General features: G+C 61.4%; 17 protein-coding genes and 3 tRNA genes. 9 read left to right on the top strand and 11 right to left on the bottom strand.

The features are described 5' to 3' along the window. Nucleotides 1–8 precede the first annotated feature (8 nt). On the top strand, nucleotides 9–773 hold the full coding sequence (locus BXU06_RS04555) for a hypothetical protein (RefSeq protein WP_077297242.1): 765 nt from the start codon (nucleotides 9–11) through the stop codon (nucleotides 771–773). 21 nt (nucleotides 774–794) lie between these two features. Here BXU06_RS04555 and BXU06_RS04550 read toward each other — a convergent pair whose 3' ends face one another. Both BXU06_RS04550 and BXU06_RS04545 read right to left on the bottom strand, forming a co-directional pair. Then, nucleotides 795–1,313: a GNAT family N-acetyltransferase gene (locus BXU06_RS04550; protein WP_077297240.1), complete on the bottom strand. Its 519-nt coding sequence runs from the start codon at nucleotides 1,311–1,313 to the stop codon at nucleotides 795–797. 111 nt (nucleotides 1,314–1,424) lie between these two features. Then, nucleotides 1,425–2,573 carry a class I SAM-dependent RNA methyltransferase gene (locus tag BXU06_RS04545; RefSeq protein ID WP_077297238.1) on the bottom strand — a complete coding sequence of 383 codons (1,149 nt, stop codon included), beginning with the start codon at nucleotides 2,571–2,573 and terminating at the stop codon, nucleotides 1,425–1,427. Nucleotides 2,574–2,935: 362 nt separating this feature from the next. Between BXU06_RS04545 and BXU06_RS18575 the strand changes: the two genes are divergently transcribed. Then, nucleotides 2,936–3,109 carry a hypothetical protein gene (locus BXU06_RS18575; RefSeq protein ID WP_374754322.1) on the top strand — a complete coding sequence of 58 codons (174 nt, stop codon included), beginning with the start codon at nucleotides 2,936–2,938 and terminating at the stop codon, nucleotides 3,107–3,109. A 127-nt stretch (nucleotides 3,110–3,236) separates the two neighbouring features. On the opposite strand, the gene BXU06_RS04535 is transcribed toward BXU06_RS18575, so the two are convergent. From BXU06_RS04535 to BXU06_RS04495, 9 genes are all read right to left on the bottom strand, one after another. Beyond that, complete coding sequence (locus BXU06_RS04535; RefSeq protein ID WP_077297233.1) at nucleotides 3,237–5,075, bottom strand: SurA N-terminal domain-containing protein; 1,839 nt, start codon at nucleotides 5,073–5,075, stop codon at nucleotides 3,237–3,239. An 86-nt stretch (nucleotides 5,076–5,161) separates the two neighbouring features. Beyond that, nucleotides 5,162–5,238, bottom strand: a tRNA-Asp gene (locus BXU06_RS04530). Between the two features lie 5 nt (nucleotides 5,239–5,243). Continuing rightward, nucleotides 5,244–5,320 (bottom strand) — tRNA-Val (locus tag BXU06_RS04525). 42 nt (nucleotides 5,321–5,362) lie between these two features. Continuing rightward, on the bottom strand, nucleotides 5,363–5,653 hold the full coding sequence (locus BXU06_RS04520; protein ID WP_256364067.1) for an HU family DNA-binding protein: 291 nt from the start codon (nucleotides 5,651–5,653) through the stop codon (nucleotides 5,363–5,365). Nucleotides 5,654–5,861: 208 nt separating this feature from the next. Continuing rightward, the gene (gene lon / locus BXU06_RS04515; RefSeq protein ID WP_077297229.1) at nucleotides 5,862–8,282 is read right to left on the bottom strand and encodes an endopeptidase La; all 2,421 of its coding nucleotides are present in this window, start codon (nucleotides 8,280–8,282) and stop codon (nucleotides 5,862–5,864) included. Between the two features lie 175 nt (nucleotides 8,283–8,457). Further along, on the bottom strand, nucleotides 8,458–9,738 hold the full coding sequence (clpX, locus tag BXU06_RS04510) for an ATP-dependent protease ATP-binding subunit ClpX (RefSeq protein WP_077297227.1): 1,281 nt from the start codon (nucleotides 9,736–9,738) through the stop codon (nucleotides 8,458–8,460). A gap of 11 nt (nucleotides 9,739–9,749) precedes the next feature. Next, a complete protein-coding gene (gene clpP, locus BXU06_RS04505; RefSeq protein ID WP_077297225.1) occupies nucleotides 9,750–10,391 on the bottom strand; it encodes an ATP-dependent Clp endopeptidase proteolytic subunit ClpP in 642 nt (213 codons plus the stop codon). Then, nucleotides 10,391–11,704 (bottom strand): trigger factor, encoded by a 1,314-nt coding sequence (tig, locus tag BXU06_RS04500; RefSeq protein WP_077297223.1) that lies wholly within the window; start codon nucleotides 11,702–11,704, stop codon nucleotides 10,391–10,393. Before tig ends, clpP begins: the two co-directional genes overlap by 1 nt. Nucleotides 11,705–11,809: 105 nt before the next feature. Next, nucleotides 11,810–11,894, bottom strand: a tRNA-Leu gene (locus BXU06_RS04495). Between the two features lie 294 nt (nucleotides 11,895–12,188). On the opposite strand from BXU06_RS04495, the gene BXU06_RS04490 reads away from it, so the two are divergent. The 7 genes from BXU06_RS04490 to BXU06_RS04460 all read left to right on the top strand — a co-directional run bounded on the left by BXU06_RS04490 (nucleotide 12,189) and on the right by BXU06_RS04460 (nucleotide 18,332). Next, nucleotides 12,189–12,878: a Bax inhibitor-1 family protein gene (locus BXU06_RS04490; protein ID WP_077297221.1), complete on the top strand. Its 690-nt coding sequence runs from the start codon at nucleotides 12,189–12,191 to the stop codon at nucleotides 12,876–12,878. Between the two features lie 140 nt (nucleotides 12,879–13,018). Beyond that, entirely contained in the window at nucleotides 13,019–13,936 is a 918-nt protein-coding gene (locus BXU06_RS04485) for a bestrophin family protein (protein ID WP_077297219.1), read from the top strand. Between the two features lie 458 nt (nucleotides 13,937–14,394). Further along, complete coding sequence (rpoE, locus tag BXU06_RS04480) at nucleotides 14,395–14,994, top strand: RNA polymerase sigma factor RpoE (RefSeq protein WP_077297217.1); 600 nt, start codon at nucleotides 14,395–14,397, stop codon at nucleotides 14,992–14,994. Next, nucleotides 14,994–15,509 carry a sigma-E factor negative regulatory protein gene (locus tag BXU06_RS04475; protein WP_077297215.1) on the top strand — a complete coding sequence of 172 codons (516 nt, stop codon included), beginning with the start codon at nucleotides 14,994–14,996 and terminating at the stop codon, nucleotides 15,507–15,509. Before rpoE ends, BXU06_RS04475 begins: the two co-directional genes overlap by 1 nt. Beyond that, nucleotides 15,509–16,480: a MucB/RseB C-terminal domain-containing protein gene (locus BXU06_RS04470; RefSeq protein ID WP_077297213.1), complete on the top strand. Its 972-nt coding sequence runs from the start codon at nucleotides 15,509–15,511 to the stop codon at nucleotides 16,478–16,480. Before BXU06_RS04475 ends, BXU06_RS04470 begins: the two co-directional genes overlap by 1 nt. Then, on the top strand, nucleotides 16,477–16,938 hold the full coding sequence (locus BXU06_RS04465; RefSeq protein WP_077297211.1) for a SoxR reducing system RseC family protein: 462 nt from the start codon (nucleotides 16,477–16,479) through the stop codon (nucleotides 16,936–16,938). Before BXU06_RS04470 ends, BXU06_RS04465 begins: the two co-directional genes overlap by 4 nt. Further along, a complete protein-coding gene (locus BXU06_RS04460) occupies nucleotides 16,926–18,332 on the top strand; it encodes a DegQ family serine endoprotease (RefSeq protein ID WP_077297209.1) in 1,407 nt (468 codons plus the stop codon). Before BXU06_RS04465 ends, BXU06_RS04460 begins: the two co-directional genes overlap by 13 nt. Nucleotides 18,333–18,491 lie beyond the last annotated feature (159 nt).

Here is an 18,491-nt window from a genome sequence, read left to right as displayed (position 1 = left end):
GCCCTGCCATGACCGATCACGCCCAGACCACTGCCCCGCTCGACCTGCCGGTTTACCAGCACAGCCTGTTTGCCCCGCATTACCAGCCATTTGAAGGCGAGCGCTGGTCGCTGCGTCTGGCCGACATGGTGCTGTGCCCCGGCTACTGGACCCCTCCACAACTGGTGATGGGCATGGCGCTGCTGCTGCGCACCGACGCCAGCGGCAAGACCCACACCTGGATGTCGATGAGCCCGATGGAAACCGAAAGCCAGGCGCTGGGGTGCTTATACGCCAGCGGCCATGTGGTGGTGATGGGGCTGGGCATGGGCTGGGCGGCGGCCAATGCCGCGCTGAACCCGGCAGTCAGCCAGGTCACTGTGGTGGAGTTTGACCCGGAAGTGATTCAGGTGGTGGAACAATCTGGCGTATTTGCCCAACTGCCCGATGCGGTTCGCCAGCGGGTGCGCATCGTCAACGCTGACGCTTATACCTTTGTGCCAGACACCCCGGCAGACACCCTGCTGGCGGATATCTGGCTACCGCTGTTTGGTGCCGGGCGCGCCGAGGAAGTGCGCCGCATGCAGGCCAATACCGGTGCGCACAAGGTGTATTTCTGGGGCCAGGAAATGGTGATTGCCGACCGTCTGCGCCGCGCCGGGCAGGCGGTGACCCCCGACACCGTGGCGGCGGTGGTGGCTGAACTCAAGCTGCCGCTGATTGGCCCAGCTGAATGCGCCGATTACGCAGAAAAAATCCGCCTGGCCGCAGACAAATGGCTGAAGGCCGAGTGAGAGGGGGGCTGTGAGCGGCGCTTAAGCGGGCGACCACAGCATGCGCAGATGCACCCCTTGCATCTCCATCGGCACAAAGCCCAGGCGCTGATACAGCTGCATTGCCCTGGGGTTGTGGATTTCCACATACAAGCTCACGTCCGAGCCGCCCTGCTGCTGCGCCTGCGCCTGTACCGCCCGCAAGAGGGCGCTGCCCAGCCCGTGCTGCTGGAAAGCCGGCAGCAGAATCAGATCAAGCAGGTGCAGGCTGTGTTCACGCTGCTGCAGATACAAGCGCCCCACCGGCTGCCCTGCCATTTCCACCACACCCCAGGCCAGCGGGCCGGAAAGTTGCTGGTAATGGCGGCATTGCAGCTGGTATTGCTGTTCCAGCAGCACCTGGTCATCCACCGTGCTGCCGCCAATGCCAAGCAACTGCGGCTGGCGGTAAGAAAAAAACAGCTTACGCATGAAGTCCGCATCGTCATCACGACGCGGACGCAGCGTCACGCCCTGTTCCAGCAGCGCAGCAGGGAGTTCAGGCAGGCTCAGGGCAGACATCCGGCTTCCTCTGGCAATCGGGGATAGGAAAATACACCGGGGCGCGCTGTGCCAGCGGCCCGGTGAGGTTTCAACATGTGTGCGGGGTCATCGGCCTATTCGCGCCATGTGTCACGGACGGCGATTGCCGCCGGCAATCATCTTGTAGGCAAACAGGCGACACTCCAGTGCCCCATTGAACAGCGGCGTGCGCCGGCTGGCCGACAGCCGGATCAGCTTGGCCAGACGCAAGTCGGCGGTCAGGAAAAACGCATCCCACCCTGCCCAGTGCTGCTTCAGCCAGTCGCCCAGGCGCGGATACAGCTCAGCCAGCCGGTCCTGATCGTCCAGGCGCACGCCGTAGGGCGGGTTGCACACCAGCACGCCATGGTCGGCGGGCGGGCGTACTTCCAGCACATCGCGGCAGGCCAGCTGAATGCAGTTACCCAGCCCGGCGGCGTCCAGATTGCGCTGGGCGCTATCCAGTGCCGGGCCAAAACGGTCGCTGCCCCAGATGGGCAATGGCACCGGCTTGCGTTCGGCAGCCTGGGCTTCGGCGCGCAGCGCCTGCCAGCGGGCGGGGATAAAGCCATTGAGATTTTCAAAACCAAAGCTGCGCGCACGGCCTGGCGCGCGGTTCAGCGCCATGTCGGCGGCTTCCACCAGAAAAGTGCCGCTGCCGCACATTGGGTCAAGCAAGGGCGTGCCAGGGGTCCAGCCGCTCAGGCGCAGAATGCCGGCGGCCAGGTTTTCCCGCAGCGGTGCATCCTGGGTTTCCCGCCGCCAGCCGCGCTTGAACAGTGCCTCACCCGAGGTATCCAGATACAGGGTGGCGGTGTCGGCGCTCAAAAAGGCGTGAATGCGCACATCGGGGGCGCGGGTGTCCACGCTGGGGCGCTCGCCGCCGCGCTGGCGGAAGACATCGCAGACGGCATCCTTGATTTTCAGCGAGGCAAATTCCAGGCTTTTCAGCGGGCTGCGAATCGCGTCGGTTTTCACCTTGATGGTGCGGTCGACCGAAAACAGCAGCGGCCAGTCGATGCCCATGGCAATCCGGTACAGGTCGGCGTCGGTGCGGCAACGCCCGCCGCCCAGCCGCCACAGGATGCGGCTGGCAAAGCGCGAATGCAGGTTAACCCGCATCATCAGCGAAAAGTCGCCGGCAAAACCCACGCCGCCGTCGGCGGATTCAATGGCGGAGGCGCCCAGCGCGTCCAGTTCTTCGGCAAGCACCCCTTCCAGGCCACGCGGGCAGGGGGCAAAAAAGCGGTCGATATGCATGGTGTTCCAGGTCGGGCAGCCGGCCCACTGCCCGCCACCCTGAGAAAGTCAGCCTGAATTGTAGCCGGGTTTGCGGCAAACGGCCTGCTTGCCCGCACTCTTGGCCAGGGCCGTCACACGAACGCCCCCCCCTGACAATCCATCCCCACCACCACCGTCTCGGCGGTTCATCGCTTCTGGAGGTGTGCTGCGCCCTGCTTTTTTGGCCCGGAGCATGACACACAAGCACAGCGGCAACTTGAGCCCACCCATCCGCCACGCGACACTTGGGCGATGGCACATCTCCACGACAGCGGTTATAAATACCTGTTTTCTCACGCCGAACTGGTGCAGGAGCTGCTGGAGGCCTTTGCCCCCCGGGTGTGTCCGCCTTGCTGGATTACACCACCCTGCGCCTTGAAAACGGCAACTACGTCACCCCGGCGATGAAGCCGCGCGCGGATGATCTTGTCTGGTCGGTCGAACTACAGGGAAGTCGGATTTACTTGTGCCGGAGAATTGACGAAAGGGATGGAAATGCTGGAAACCAATATTGACCGCTGGGAAGCGCAAGCGATTGCCCTGGCATCCCTGGCCAGGGCGCTGCTGGCACAGGCACAGACGACAGAGGTAAACCCCCCCCCTAGGCTGGCCATGGGGGGCGGGGGCGACGCGTGATTGGCGTTATTGCGCCGGGTCTTCAGTTTGCTGGCGCAGTTGCACCTTGAAGCGGGCACGCAGACTTTCTACATAGGCCATCGCTTCAGCATTGGACATTGCCTGGCCCAGCATTTCCCGCAGGCGGGCCTGGTCTTCTGGCTTGGCAGCGGGGGCAGCGGTCACTTTGTTGATCCGGTAGATCACATAATCGCCGGTGTCAGTGGCGGCACCAGTGTACGCCGGCAGTTTGGCCACCTGGGCTGAAAACACCGCGCGGGCGGCGTCACGCGACAGGCTGACTGGTGCCTGGCGCGACACGGTTTGCGATGGGGTCCAGCTGTCGCCGCTGACGGCCTTGCCGGCTTTCAGGCTGGTCAGCAGAGATTTACCCTTTTCGCTGGCCAGTTCCGCTGCCTTGGTGTCAATCAGGGTCTGGCGGATGCTGGCGGCCACCTCGGCCAGCGGGCGCTGCGTCGCCGGCTTGTGCTCAGCCACGCGCACCACCACCAGTGTGCCCGGTGCCACTTCAATGGCTTCGCTATTGTGCTTGCCCTTGAGCACATCATCGCTGAACAGCGCGTCGCGCACCTTGGCGTGGCCCAGCAGCGGGTTGGCCGGCTTGCTGTCGCGCGCCAGCCAGTCGCTGGTTTCCACCGACAGCTTGAGCGTGTCGCTGATGGCTTTCAGGCTGTCGGCCTGCTGGTAGGCCAGTTCATTCAGTTTTTCAGCCTGCTCGCGCAGGCGGGCGCTGGATTTCTGTTTTTGCAGGCGGCTGACCACCTCGGCCTTGACCGCAGCAAAATCGGGCTGCTTGATGTCGTCCAGGCGCAGGATATGGTAGCCAAAGTCGGTTTCCACCACGCCGCTCAGTTCGCCCTTGGCCAGCTTGAATGCAGTGTCTTCAAAGGGCTTGACCATCATGCCCCGGCCAAAAAAGCCCAGATCGCCGCCCTGGCTGGCTGAGCCGGGGTCTTGCGAGCGGCTACGCGCCAGCTCGGCAAAGCGGCCCGGATTGGCCTTGAGGTCTTTCAGCAGTGCTTCTGCCTGTTCGCGCGTCTTGCTGCGCGTGGCGGCGTCGGCGTCCTTAGCCACCGTCAGCAGGATATGCGACGCCCGGCGCTGCTCCGGCGCGAGCTCGGCACGGTGCTGGTCAAAGTATTTGTGCGCTTCGTCGTCGCTGACCGTCACCTCGGCGGCCAGTTTGTCCTGGTTGAGCACCACAAACTGGGCACGCACCATTTCCGGCAGCTGGTAGCGCTTGGCCTGGGCGGTGTAGTAGGCGCTGATGGCGGCATCGTCGATTTTCACCGCGTCGGCAAATTGCTGCGGGCGCAGCACCCAGGTGCTGATGTCGCGCGACTGGCCAATCAGCTGGTTGAAGCGCTCAATGCCCGCGCTGGACACCAGCGAGGAGCCGGCAATGCTGTCGAGCTGTTTCTGAATCAGGATGTCTTCGCTGATCATGCGCTCAAACTGGCTGACATTCAGCCCCTGGCCGGTCAGAAACGCCTCGTAGCGGGTTTTGCTGAAGCTGCCGTTGTCCTGCAGGCCGGGGATCTCCATGATCGCCTTGCGCAGCTCTGGCGCGGTCACCACCAGGCCGGCGTGACGGGCGTCAGCCAGCAGCAGTTCCTTGCGCACCAGGTTTTCCAGCACACCCTGGCGGGTGGCGGCGTCGGCAGGGCGGCCATTGAGCATGCGCTCAACGTCGCGCTTGTAGATCTTGACCCCGTCGATTTTGGCCAGGTAGGGGTCGTCGGTGGCTGCAGTGTAGCTGCCCACCCCGAAGCCAACAAAAGTCAGCGCAACAGCGCCGAGAACAACCTTGATGAACAGGGAATTTTTCTGGACAAAATCAAACATCGGGCAGCTCTTAGGCAGGGCCGTGGCAACACGGGCGGACAAATGAAAAAAGGTGAACGGAGCACGTTCACCTTTCGCATTCTGGCTGGCGGAGTGGACGGGACTCGAACCCGCGACCCCCGGCGTGACAGGCCGGTATTCTAACCAACTGAACTACCACTCCGCTGCTGGTGGGCGGTACTGGACTCGAACCAGTGACCCCTGCCGTGTGAAGGCAGTGCTCTACCAACTGAGACTAACCGCCCAGATCATTTGCAAACTGGTAGAGTTCGCAAATGAAGGAAAGATTATAGCGCATCCTTCAGGGTTTTACCAGCGCGAAATTTAGGAGATTTCGCTGCCGGAATCTTGATGCTTTCGCCGGTTTTCGGATTGCGACCGGTGCGCTCGGCGCGCTCGCCCACGTAGAAGGTGCCAAACCCCACCAGCGTGACCGAATCACCCTGCTTCAGGGCTTGGGTCAGTGCATCGACCATACCATCAAGGGCTTTGCCTGCAGCGGCTTTGGAAATATCAGCCGATGCGGCCATGGCATCGATCAATTCGGATTTGTTCACTGTTGTCCCCTTTACGAGAATTGTGAGCCGGTGCACACAGGAATAATTAAAATCTCCCGGCTTTATAGCAAGCGGCAAATCCTTGTGTCAAGCGACTTTGCCGGCTTATTCCAAGCGGGTGTAACCGGAATGACATGCCAGACGGCGCTGGCCGTCATGCTGCGCTGCACGATGAAGGCCGGTTATTATCGGCCATTCCGGCAGCGCAGCAGCAGGCCAGTTTGGCCAATCAGTGGGTCACGGCGCGTGTCACCGGCAGTTCGTCGGCTTTGGCAGGAATCGTGCCAACGTCATCGTCTTCGGCCAGCGGGGCCGGGTTGTGCTCCAGCGCCAGGGCAAACACCTCTTCAATCCACTTTACCGGGTGAATTTCCAGCTTTTTCTTGATGGTATCAGGGATTTCCGCCAGATCCTTGATATTGCCCTTGGGAATCAGCACATGCTTGATACCGCCGCGTTGCGCCGCCAGCAGCTTTTCCTTCAGGCCACCAATTGGCAGCACTTCGCCGCGCAGGGTGATCTCGCCGGTCATCGCCACATCGGCGCGCACCGGAATCCCGGTCAGGCTGGAGGTGATGGCGGTGACAATCCCCACCCCGGCAGATGGGCCATCCTTGGGCGTGGCACCTTCCGGGAGGTGGATGTGGATGTCGTTCTTTTCGTAGAAGTTGGGCTGAATCCCCAGGCTGCGCGCGCGACGCCGCACCACGCTCAGCGCGGCGGTGATGGATTCCTGCATCACCTCGCCCAGCTGGCCGGTACGGATGATATTGCCCTTGCCCGGCAGGCCAACAGCTTCGATGGTCAGCAGCTCGCCGCCTACTTCGGTCCAGGCCAGGCCGGTGACCTGGCCAACCTGATTGGCTTCTTCGGCCAGGCCATAATCAAACCGGCGCACCCCCAGGTATTTGTCCAGATTCTTGGCGCTGACGGTAATCCGGGTGGGCTTCGCCGTAGTTTTCTTGCCTTGCTGGGCCTTGACCACCTTGCGGCAGATCTTGTTGATTTCGCGGTCCAGGCTGCGCACGCCGGCTTCGCGGGTGTAGTAGCGCACGATGTCGCGGATGGCGGATTCCTGCACCACGATTTCGGCATCGCTCAGGCCGGTGTTGGTCAGTTGCTTGGGCAGCAGATAGCGTTCGGCAATGGCAATCTTTTCGTCTTCGGTGTAGCCGGACAGCCGGATGATTTCCATGCGGTCGAGCAGCGCCGGCGGGATGTTCATCGAGTTGGCGGTGGCAACAAACATCACGTCGGACAGGTCGTATTCCACCTCGGCGTAATGGTCAACAAAGGTGGCGTTCTGTTCCGGATCCAGCACTTCCAGCAGCGCAGACGACGGATCGCCACGGAAGTCGGCCCCCATCTTGTCCACTTCGTCGAGCAGGAACAGCGGGTTTTTCACCCCCACTTTGGTCATGTTCTGCAGCACCTTGCCCGGCATCGAGCCGATATAGGTGCGGCGGTGACCGCGAATTTCGGCTTCATCACGCACGCCGCCCAGCGCCATGCGCACAAACTGGCGGTTGACCGCGCGGGCAATCGACTGCCCCAGCGAGGTCTTGCCCACGCCGGGCGGCCCCACCAGGCACAGGATCGGTGCCTTGAGTTTTTCCACCCGCTGTTGCACCGCGAGGTATTCGACAATCCGCTCCTTGACCTTTTCCAGGCCAAAGTGGTCTTCGTCGAGCACGGTTTCTGCGTGGGCCAGATCCTTGCTGATCTTGGTCTTTTTCTTCCACGGCAGCTCAATCAGCGTTTCGATGTAGTTGCGCACCACGGTGGCTTCAGCTGACATCGGCGACATCATGCGCAGTTTGCGCAGTTCGCTGGTGGCTTTTTCCCGGCCTTCCTTGCTCATGCCGGCGGCCTTGATCTTTTTTTCCAGATCGTCGAGGTCGGAACTTTCGTCTTCTTCGCCCAGCTCGCGCTGGATGGCCTTCACCTGTTCATTCAGGTAGTAGTCGCGCTGGCTTTTTTCCATTTGCCGCTTGACCCGGCCACGGATGCGCTTTTCCACCTGCAGGATGTCGATTTCCGACTCCAGCTGGGCCAGCAGGTGCTCCAGGCGGCTCTTGATGTCGAACATCTCCAGCACCTCCTGCTTTTGCTCCAGCTTGAGCGGCAGGTGGGCGGCAATGGTGTCGGCCAGGCGGCCAGCCTTGTCGATGCCAGACAGCGAGGCGAGGATTTCCGGCGGGATTTTCTTGTTCAGTTTGACAAACTGCTCAAACTGGGCAATCAGCGCCCGGCGCATGGCTTCGCTCTCGGTGCTTTCCTTGCCTTCAGCCGGCAGCGGGGTCAGTTCGCCAACAAAATAGCCGGCATCTTCATTGATGCTGTTGACCTGGGCGCGCTGGCGGCCTTCCACCAGCACCTTGACCGTGCCATCCGGCAGCTTGAGCAGCTGCAGCACCGTGGCAATGGCACCAATGGTGTACAGATCGTCTGCAGAAGGTTCGTCTTTGGAAGCGGACTTTTGCGCCAGCAGCAGAATCTGCTTGTCAGATTCCATGGCTTTTTCCAGCGCCTTGATGGACTTGGGTCGCCCGACAAACAGGGGGATGACCATATGCGGAAACACCACCACGTCGCGCAGCGGCAGCAGCGGCAGGGCGGTGTCTTCGGTAAGCAGTTCGGTAGTGGGCATGGTGATCGACCTGAATCCTGGATAATGATAGCGCAGTAATAAAGAGCTAAATGGGGCAAGGATGCGTGAAATCAAGACAGGCGGCAAGGATTCGCTGGCCCGCTGTCAACGATTTTGCATAAAAAAACCGCCCACCGGTAGGCGAGCGGTTTTTCGACACCAAAACGGCAAAGGCTCAGGCGGACTGAGCCACCGGGGCAGCGTCGGCGTGAATCATCAATGGCGCAGCGCCCTTGTCGATCACGGTTTCATCCACCACCACCTTGATGACGTCCTGCAGCGACGGCAGGTCGTACATGGTGTCCAGCAGCGCACGTTCCAGAATCGAACGCAGGCCACGGGCACCGGTTTTACGCACCAGCGCCTGCTTGGCAATCGAGCGCAGCGCCGAGGGTCGGATTTCCAACTCGACTTGTTCCATTTCAAACAATTTGTGGAACTGTCGCACCAAGGCGTTCTTGGGCTCGGTCAGGATGGTGACCAGGGCTTCTTCGTCCAGCTCGTCGAGCATGGCAATCACCGGCAGGCGACCGATGAACTCCGGAATCAGACCAAACTTGATCAGATCTTCCGGTTCGGTTTCCTGCAGCACCTTGCCCACCGCGCGCCCGTCGTCCTTGGAGTACACCTCGGCACCAAATCCGATGCCGCCCTTTTGCGAGCGGTTGCGGATGATCTTGGCCAGCCCATCAAACGCCCCGCCACAAATGAACAGGATATTGGTGGTGTCTACCTGGATGAATTCCTGGTTCGGGTGCTTGCGCCCGCCTTGCGGCGGAATTGACGCCACCGTACCTTCCACCAGCTTGAGCAGCGCCTGCTGCACGCCTTCACCCGACACATCACGGGTGATCGACGGGTTGTCCGACTTGCGCGAAATCTTGTCGATTTCGTCGATGTAGATAATGCCGCGCTGGGCACGCTCAACATCGTAGTCGCACTTTTGCAAGAGCTTGGCGATGATGTTTTCTACATCTTCACCCACATAGCCCGCTTCGGTCAGCGTGGTGGCGTCGGCCATCACAAACGGCACATCCAGCATGCGCGCCAGCGTTTGTGCCAGCAGCGTCTTGCCCGAGCCGGTCGGGCCAATCAGCAGGATATTGCTTTTGGCCAGTTCGACATCGCCCGGCTCCAGCCGGGTTTCCAGACGTTTGTAGTGGTTATACACCGCCACGGCCAGGGCTTTTTTTGCCCCTTCCTGGCCGATGACGTACTGATCCAGGGTTTCGCGCAGCTGGCGCGGCGGCGGCAGCGGCGCACGCTTACCGCCTTCGCCCAGTTCACCCGGTGCCGGCGAAGCCACCTGCTCTTCGTGCAGAATGTCGTTGCACAGCTCGACACACTCATCGCAGATATAAACTTGCGGGCCCTGAATCAGTTTCTTGACTTCGTGCTGACTTTTGCCGCAAAACGAGCAATACAACAGCTTGTCGCTGGTTTTCTTGTCCGACATTACATCATCCGTCATGCGGCTTCGTGCCGGTGGGAGAGCACCTTGTCCACCAGGCCATAGGCCACGGCAGCGTCGGCGCTCATGAAGTTATCACGATCGGTGTCACGCTCGATCACCTCAAGCGGCTGGCTGGTGTGCTCGGCCAGCATCTTGTTCAGACGTTCCTTCAGGTACAGGATTTCCTTGGCGTGGATTTCAATGTCCGAGGCCTGGCCCTGATAGCCGCCCAGCGGCTGGTGAATCATCACCCGCGAGTTGGGCAGGGTAAAGCGCTTGCCCTTGGCACCGGCAGACAGCAGGAAAGCGCCCATGCTGCATGCCTGGCCAATGCACAGGGTGGACACGTCCGGCTTGATGAAATTCATCGTGTCGTAAATCGACATGCCGGCAGTGACCGAGCCCCCTGGCGAATTGATATACAGCGAGATGTCCTTGTCCGGGTTTTCCGACTCAAGAAACAGCAGCTGCGCCACCACCAGATTGGCCGAGTCATCCGTCACCGGCCCGACCAGGAAAATAATGCGTTCCTTGAGCAGGCGCGAGTAGATGTCAAAGGCGCGTTCGCCGCGACCACTTTGCTCGACGACCATCGGAACGAGGCCGAGATTTTGCGACCCCGGCGTGCTATTCAGCCAACCTGGCAGTGTGTGCATTAGGCATTCCCCATCAATTCTTCAAACGAAACCGGTTTTTCGTTGACCTTGGCTTGAGACAGAACAAAAGCCACCACGTTATCTTCCAGCACCACCGAGGCCGGGCCGTTCAGGCGTTCCGGGCTGGCGTGGTACCAGTCGATCACTTCCTGCGGGTTTTCGTAGCTTTCTGCCTGCTCGGCAATCAGGGCGTTAACCTGTTCCGGCGTGGCGCTCAGCTGGTGCTTCTCCACCACTGCAGCAAGAATCAGGCCCAGAGACACACGGCGTTCAGCCTGTTCCTGGAACAGTTCCGGCGGCAGCGGCATGTCTTTCATCTGGTCGCCAAAGCCGCGCTGAGCCATGTCCTGGCGGGCCTGTTGCATCAGACGGCTGATTTCCAGCTGAACCAGGGCCTTCGGCAGTTCCAGCGGGGTGACGTCGAGCAGCGCCTGCATCACGCCTTCCTTGACGCGGGCCTGCAGGCGACGCTTGGATTCGCGGTTGACGTTCTTGCTGATTTCGTCACGCATCTTGGCCACATCACCATCCGCCACGCCCAGGCTCTTGGCAAACTCGGCGTCCACTTCCGGAAGTTGCGGCTCGGCGACGTTTTTCAAGGTGATGGCAAAAATGGCCTGCTTGCCGGCCACGTCCTTGCCGTGGTAATTCTCAGGGAAATTCAGCGGCACGTCCTTGGTTTCGCCTTCGCTCATGCCCAGCACGCCGGTTTCGAATTCCGGCAGCATCTGGCCTTCGCCCAGCACGAACGAGTAGTTGTCGGCGCTGCCGCCCGCAAACGCTTCACCGTCAATCGTGCCCTTGAAGTCGATGGTCACGCGGTCGCCAGTCTGGGCGGCGCGTTCGGCGTGGTTGAAGCGGGTGCGCTGCTTGCGCAGGATGTCGAGGGTCTTGTCGATCTCGGCTTCGCTCACGTCAGTGACCGGCTTGTCGATTTCTTTTTCCGACAGATCGCCCACCACCACTTCCGGGTACACTTCAAACACGGCGCTGAAAGTGAATTCGCTGCCGCTGGCGGCGTCTTCGGCAAACGGCTCGAAGCGCGGGTAGCCGGCGATGTCCAGCTGCTGTTCCTGCACGGCCTTGGCAAAGCTTTGCTGCACTTGTTCGCCCAGCACCTCTTCGCGCACCTGGGCACCATAATTCTGCTCGACAATCTTCAGCGGAGCCTTGCCCGGACGGAAACCTTGCACCTTGGCAGTGCGCGCAACGCGCTGCAGGCGCTGCTTCACTTCGGCGTCGATATCGGTCATGGCCAGGGTGATATTCAGTCGGCGTTCCAGGGTGCCAAGCGTTTCGAGCTGAACTTGCATTATTAATCCTTAAATCGAATCAGTGTAATGAGAAAGGAAAATCACGGGCGCACTATAGCGCCAGCATGCACCCGACTGGGCACCATGCTGGCACAAGCGTTGTTCTGGTGCGAGAGAAGGGACTCGAACCCTTACACCTTTCGGCGCTGGAACCTAAATCCAGTGCGTCTACCAATTCCGCCACCCTCGCAAAAGGAAGTCTGGCCCCCGGCTGCGGCCCGAACGGACCGAGCCAGATGTGCCGGCTAGCCGTAAAGGATACATGATTGCGCTTTTTGCTGACAAGCCGCGTGCAGCAGGAAGCGGGAACTTGTTGATGCGCCGTCCGGTCGTAGCCTGCAAACCACAGTCGATATCGTGGCTTGGCCGGTATTCATGCAGATTGGCAGCATCCTCTTTATACTGAGGTTTGCCTGCCGGCGGATTGCCGGCTTTTGTACCGCACACAGCGGCACTTGAACATCATTTGACGGAGAATGTCACCATGCACATCCAGTTGTCTTCAGCCTCTGCCAGTTCGACACTGGCTGCAAGCCGCAACAAGGTTCTGCGCAATACTTACTGGTTGCTGGCCTTGAGCCTGCTGCCCACCCTGGCCGGTGCCCTGATTGGCGTTCAGGTCAATTTTTCCTTCATGCGCGCCAGCCCGATTGTGTCCAGCCTGGTGATGATGGCGGCAATTTACGGTCTGATGTTTGCCGTGGAAAAAAACCGTGACAATTCTGCCGGCGTGGGCCTGATGCTGGCGCTGACCTTTGTCATGGGTCTGCTGCTTGGCCCGTTGCTGCAAACCGCGCTGTCGCTGCGCAACGGTGGCCAGCTGATTTCACTGGCCGCTGCTGGCACCTCGGCAGCGTTTTTTGCCCTGGCGGCCATTGCCACGGTCAGCAAGCGTGATTTCAGCTTCCTGAACAAATTCCTCACCGTGGGTGCCGTGGTGCTGATGGTGGCGGTGGTGGCAAACATCTTCCTGCAACTGCCGGCGCTGCACCTGACGCTGTGCGTGGGTTTCATCCTGTTCTCGTCGGCGGTGATTCTGTTCCAGATCAAGCAGGTGATTGACGGCGGCGAAACCAGCTATGTGTCGGCCACGCTGACCCTGTACGTCAGCCTGTACAACATCTTCAGCAGCCTGCTGCAATTGCTGATGGCGTTTGGTGGCGAACGCGACTGACGCACCTTGGCCCGGTCACACCAGTGACCGGGCTGATGGATTGATCACGCCGGCCAGTGCAACCCCGCATTTGCCGGCGTGACTTTGTCCGCTATCATGGACACCCGGCCCATTCCGGGCATGTTCCCGTCTGCTTTTTCATGATTATTTATCCTCGCCGTCACTGGTTTCGCCTGCTGTTTGTCTGGCGCGGATCGGTGTTGCCGCGTATTTTGTCGCGGCTGTGTCTGGTGCTGGCCATCTCGGTCGTCTCGGTGCTGCTGAACGACTGGTGGGAAACCCGCCACGCCCAATCCTCGCTGAACATTTACATCTTTACCCTGATGGGCGTCTCGCTGGCGATTTTTCTGGGTTTTCGTAATTCTGCCAGTTACGACCGCTTCTGGGAGGCGCGCAAGCTGTGGGGGCTGGTGGTGATTGCCTCGCGCACCTTCAGCGGCAAGCTGCTGGCACTGCTTGGCGATCGAACCGACAGCCGGGTGCTGATGGACGGTGTGTGCGCATTTGCCTATGCGCTCAAAGGCCAGTTGCGCCGCGATGATGTGCATCACCATCTGGCCCGCCTGCTGCCTGAAGCGCACTATCAGCAATTGGTCGATTCGCCCTGTCAGCCGCTGCTGATTCTGGGCGAGCTGCAACGCCAGACCGCCGCATTGCGCCAGTCTGGCCAGATCAACGACTGGCAATGGCAGGCGCTGGACCGTCAGCTCGACAGCCTGTCCGAGGCGCTGGGTGGCTGCGAGCGCATCAGCGGCACGCCCATTCCCTTTACTTACCGGGTGCTGCTCAACCGCACGGTCACGATTTATTGCATGCTGCTGCCGCTGGGGCTGTCGGTCAGCATTGGCTGGCTGACCCCGGTGATTGCGGTGTTCATTGCCTACACCTACCTGGCGCTGGATGTGCTGGGCGAGGAGCTGGAAGAACCGTTTGGCAAGGAGGGCAACGATCTGCCGCTGTCGTCGCTGTGCCACGCCATTGAATCATCGGTGCGGGCGCTGCGCGGAGAAGACATGCCGCTGCCGGCCCCGCAGCCACAGGGGGTATATCTGTTTTAACCTGTGCTGCCCATTACCATCCTGCTGCATCCTGCCGCCGATTCCAGTACCATGACCCCCACGAGGGACGGGTGGGCCGGTTTGCGCGGGATCAAGTTTATTCACCCCTGCAGCGAACTTGCCCCAGGGGCGTAAGTCTACTGAACTAGCTGTGCCGGATGACGGTTTTTTCAGCGTTTCCCAAGACGGGAACAGCGTGGCCATGGTGGGCGGTGTCACCCCTGCTCGCTGGGCAGGGTACGCCCATTGTGCCTGTGCCGTGAGCGGTGAAGTGATACCGCCAGCAGCAGGCCCCCTCCGAACATCAGATGGGGGAGGATGTCAATTCACGTCATTCCAGATAATAAGCAGGGTAAGCGCGGAAGTGGGGACACCGCCCACGGAGCTTACCCGCAAAATAAGGCCATGGGCCTGAGCGTGCCCGCACGCCAGGTGCCAAGTCGGGAGCCACTTATCGCATGAGCGAACGGGATATTGACCAGCAGTTGGTCAGCCGGGCGCAGCGGGGAGATAAGCGCGCATTCGATTTTCTGGTCAACAAGTATCAGCGCCGTCTGGCGCGCTTGTTGTCGCGGTTCATCCGCGATCAAGCCGAAATCGAGGATGTCACCCAGGAGGCATTTATCAAGGCGTACCGCGCCTTGCCAAGCTTTCGTGGAGAAAGTGCGTTTTATACCTGGCTGTACCGCATCGGCATCAATACAGCAAAAAACTACCTGTCGGCCTCGGGCAAGCGCCCGTTGCTGAGCGGGGATTATGAGGACGAAGACGGGGAATCTGTCGACATGTCGTCGCAAGTGCCCGACATGAACACCCCGGAAACCGAGTACATGAACCGGCAAATTGTCGAAACGGTCAATCGGGCCGTCGAGGCATTGCCGGAAGAGTTGCGCACGGCCATCACCCTGCGCGAAATGGAAGGCATGAGCTACGAAGACATCGCCCAGGCGATGGACTGCCCGATTGGCACGGTACGGTCGCGGATTTTCCGCGCCCGCGAAGCCATTTCGGTTCAGCTCAAACCGTTGTTGGACACGGCCAAGAACAAAAGGTGGTAATGATGAACGAACAATTCTCGGCGCTGGTGGATGGCGAACTGGATGATCAGCACGCTGACACCCTGCTGACCCGGATGAAAACCGATCCGGACTTGCAACACAACTGGAATCACTACCACCTGATTGGCGATGCCCTGCGCCAGTCGCAGCACCTGACCATGCGTGTCGATCAAGCCGTGCATGACCGCCTGGTGGATGAACCCACCGTGCTGGCCCCGCGTGCGCAACCGGCCCCGGTATCCCGCCCTGGCAAAGTGCTGCGCTGGGCAGGCTACGCCATGGCCGCCAGCGCGGCGCTGGTGGCGGTGATGGTGGGGGGGCAATGGGATGGCATCGAGCCGGACGCCCTCCTGCCCACCGCCGTGCTGGAACGTGCCGAACCGGTGCAAACCCTGGCCATGGCCCCGACGCCGTCGGAAGCACCGGCCAACAACCCCTACCTGCTTGCCCATCAGGAATCGGTGTCGCCGTATCTGATGGCAGTGTCCACCAGCACGGTTGAGGGACGACGTTGATGCAGCGACGGGTTTTTGCATGGTCCGCCTGGCTGGTGCTCGCCCCGGCCTGGGCAACTTCTCCCCTGTCTGATGGCGAAGCGCAACAATTATTGAAACGCTATGTCAACGCCGCCCGCCAGCAAAGCTATTCGGGCGCTTACCTGCATCAGGCGGGCGGCACCGTCGAATCCTACCGGCTGACGCACAGCCACGACGGCAATACCGCGCGGGAAAAACGCGAATCGCTGGATGGCGTGCGCTGGGAGCTGATTCGTCATGGTCATGAGCTGATTGCCTACGGCGCCGACGCGCAGGCGCTGCTGGAAGCCAAGCTGGGCGCGCAGCGGCTGTTTCCCGAGCTGCTGCCGGACAACCCGGCTGAACTGACCACCGTGTACGCCATGCGCCAGCTGGAGCACGACCGGGTGGCCAGCTACGACTGCAGCTGGATAGCGCTGGAGCCGCGCGACAACGCCCGCTACGCCTACCATTTTTGCATTGAGGACAAAACCAGCCTGCCGATCAAGATCAGCGTGGTCAATGGCCGCCGTGATGTGGTGGAGCAGTTTGCCTTTACCCAGCTTACCCTGGGGCCGGTGCGCGACAAGCAGGCTTTTCGCCCCAGTTTTGAACAGCAGCACACCATCAGCCCGGAACGTCCGCCTGTCCATCTGGAAGATAGCCGCGCCGACCGGCCCGACATCAAGGTGATTCCAGCCGGGTTTCGCCTGATGCGCGACGTGCGCCGCACCATTGCGGGCCGTCACCAGCCAGTGCGCCATCTGGTATACAGCGATGGTCTGGCGCGGTTTTCTGTTTTTATCGAGCCAGGGGCCAGCAATGCCCGCTCGCGGGTGGCCGGGTATTTTGTGCGCGGTGCCTTGCGCGCCTATAGCCGCCCGGTGGGCGACACCCTGATTACCGTGGTGGGCGACCTGCCGGACGCCTCAATCCAGACCATCGCCAACTCAGTCCAGCTCAAGCCATGATCGAAACCGAAGCCCGCGTCCTGCGCTGCGAAGGCCGGCAGGCCTGGGTGGAGGTGCGCCCGCACACTCCGTGCGGGCAGTGCGACCCGGTGCGCGGCTGCCGCTCGCTCAGCCTGGCACGCACCTTCCAGCGCGGTGCACCGTCCTTTCTGGTGGATAACCCGCTGGCCGCCCGCGCCGGCGACTGGGTGGTGGTGGCGGTGCGCCCGAACAGTGTGCTGAACAGCGCACTGCTGCTGTACGCGCTGCCGCTGGCCGCCTTGCTGGCCGGTGCGCTGCTTGGTGCGGCATTCAGCGAAACGCTGTCGGTGCTGCTGGCGCTGGCCGCGCTGGCGGCCAGCCTGCTGGCAGTGCGCCGGCACAGCCGCCAGGCGCGGAACCTGAGCGCCTTCCACCCGGTCATTACCCGCTTTGTACAACCTGATTCTGTTCGGAACGCCTCATCATGTCGACATTAACGCTTTCCCGCCGGTTGGCCGGCTGGGCGCTGGCGGCCAGCATGCTGTGCAGCGCCGTGGCCCACGCCGCCCGTGATCTGCCCGACTTTACCCGCCTGGTAGAAACCCAGGGCCGCACCGTGGTAAACATCAGCACCACGCAAACGGTGAAAACCAGCGCCAATCCGTTTGGCGACGAACTGGGCAATGACCTGTTTTCCGAGTTCTTCCGCCGCTTCAACCCGCCCGGCCAGCCGCGTGAACAACAACAAAGCTCGCTGGGCTCCGGCTTTCTGATTTCAGCCGATGGCTACATCATGACCAACGCCCATGTGGTGGCCAAGGCCGATGAAATCACCGTCAGCACCACTGACAAGCGCGAATTCAAGGCCAGGCTGATTGGTGCCGACAGCCGCACCGACGTGGCCGTGCTGAAAATCGACGGCCACAGCCTGCCTACCGTCACCCTGGGCAACCCCAGCCAGCTCAAGGTGGGGGAATGGGTGGCGGCCATTGGCTCGCCATTTGGCTTTGACAGCTCGGTCACCGCCGGCATCGTCTCGGCCAAGGGCCGTCAGTTGCCCGGCGACGCTTACGTGCCGTTCATCCAGACTGACGTGGCGGTCAACCCTGGCAACTCCGGCGGCCCGCTGTTCAATCTGGACGGTCAGGTAGTGGGCATCAATTCACAGATTTACAGCCGCTCCGGCGGCTTCATGGGCATTTCCTTTGCCATCCCGATTGACGTGGCCATGCAAGTGGCCGAGCAGCTGAAAAGCCGGGGCAAGGTATCGCGGGCGGTGATTGGCGTGTCGGTGCAGGAGCTCAGCCGCGAACTGGCGGCGTCGTTTGGCCTGGCCCGCCCCAGCGGTGCGCTGATCAATGGCGTGGAACCCGGCGGCCCGGCGGACAAAGCTGGCATCAAATCCGGCGACATCGTGCTGCAGGTGGGCGGCAAGCCAGTGGATAACTGGGGCGACCTGGCCCGGCTGATTGGCAATGCCCGCCCTGGCCAGCCGCTGACACTGGAGATCTGGCGCAACAAGGCCAACCGCAGCGTCACCGTCATCCCGAATGAAATGGCCGACCCCAACGAACGCCAGGCCCGTGCGCGCCAGCCCAACGCCCAGCCGCCGCTGGCCCGGCTTAACATGACGCTGAGCGAACTCAGCCCGGCCCAGCAACGCGCACTGCGCGTGCCGTATGGCCTGCTGGTGCAACGGGTGCAGGGGCTGGCCGCCCGCGCCGGGGTGCAGCCGGGTGATGTGATTGTTGGTGTCAACAATCTCGCCCTGAGCAGCGCCGACCAGCTGCGCGAGCAGGTGGCCGCCGCCAAGCCGGGTGACACCCTGGCGCTGCGCTTGATCCGCGATGGCAATACCCTGTTTGTGGCGGTGCCAGTGGCGGAGAAATAAGCCCCCCGCGTCCCTGTTCGCATCAACGCCAGCGCCGCAGCAGGGCCGGGTTTGTACCGGTGCATTCTCCCGCCCTGCTGTGCTTATTTGCCCCATCTGCCGCCAGTTGCGCTACAGTCACCCCCTTGAAAAGCGGTTCATGCTGGCGCAAGCGCATAC

It is taken from the genome of Aquaspirillum sp. LM1 (genome assembly GCF_002002905.1).
GTDB lineage: Bacteria > Pseudomonadota > Gammaproteobacteria > Burkholderiales > Aquaspirillaceae > Rivihabitans.
This window is presented reverse-complemented; position numbering and strand designations above follow the sequence as displayed.

What these genes read in the sequence shown, in the direction of transcription:
- BXU06_RS04555 (WP_077297242.1), top strand. Translation starts at nt 9, where the DNA reads ATGACCGATCACGCCCAGACCACTGCCCCGCTCGACCTGCCGGTTTAC.
- BXU06_RS04550 (WP_077297240.1), bottom strand. Translation starts at nt 1,313, where the DNA reads ATGTCTGCCCTGAGCCTGCCTGAACTCCCTGCTGCGCTGCTGGAACAG.
- BXU06_RS04545 (WP_077297238.1), bottom strand. Translation starts at nt 2,573, where the DNA reads ATGCATATCGACCGCTTTTTTGCCCCCTGCCCGCGTGGCCTGGAAGGG.
- BXU06_RS04535 (WP_077297233.1), bottom strand. Translation starts at nt 5,075, where the DNA reads ATGTTTGATTTTGTCCAGAAAAATTCCCTGTTCATCAAGGTTGTTCTC.
- lon (WP_077297229.1), bottom strand. Translation starts at nt 8,282, where the DNA reads ATGCCCACTACCGAACTGCTTACCGAAGACACCGCCCTGCCGCTGCTG.
- clpX (WP_077297227.1), bottom strand. Translation starts at nt 9,738, where the DNA reads ATGTCGGACAAGAAAACCAGCGACAAGCTGTTGTATTGCTCGTTTTGC.
- clpP (WP_077297225.1), bottom strand. Translation starts at nt 10,391, where the DNA reads ATGCACACACTGCCAGGTTGGCTGAATAGCACGCCGGGGTCGCAAAAT.
- tig (WP_077297223.1), bottom strand. Translation starts at nt 11,704, where the DNA reads ATGCAAGTTCAGCTCGAAACGCTTGGCACCCTGGAACGCCGACTGAAT.
- BXU06_RS04490 (WP_077297221.1), top strand. Translation starts at nt 12,189, where the DNA reads ATGCACATCCAGTTGTCTTCAGCCTCTGCCAGTTCGACACTGGCTGCA.
- BXU06_RS04485 (WP_077297219.1), top strand. Translation starts at nt 13,019, where the DNA reads ATGATTATTTATCCTCGCCGTCACTGGTTTCGCCTGCTGTTTGTCTGG.
- rpoE (WP_077297217.1), top strand. Translation starts at nt 14,395, where the DNA reads ATGAGCGAACGGGATATTGACCAGCAGTTGGTCAGCCGGGCGCAGCGG.
- BXU06_RS04475 (WP_077297215.1), top strand. Translation starts at nt 14,994, where the DNA reads ATGATGAACGAACAATTCTCGGCGCTGGTGGATGGCGAACTGGATGAT.
- BXU06_RS04470 (WP_077297213.1), top strand. Translation starts at nt 15,509, where the DNA reads ATGCAGCGACGGGTTTTTGCATGGTCCGCCTGGCTGGTGCTCGCCCCG.
- BXU06_RS04465 (WP_077297211.1), top strand. Translation starts at nt 16,477, where the DNA reads ATGATCGAAACCGAAGCCCGCGTCCTGCGCTGCGAAGGCCGGCAGGCC.
- BXU06_RS04460 (WP_077297209.1), top strand. Translation starts at nt 16,926, where the DNA reads ATGTCGACATTAACGCTTTCCCGCCGGTTGGCCGGCTGGGCGCTGGCG.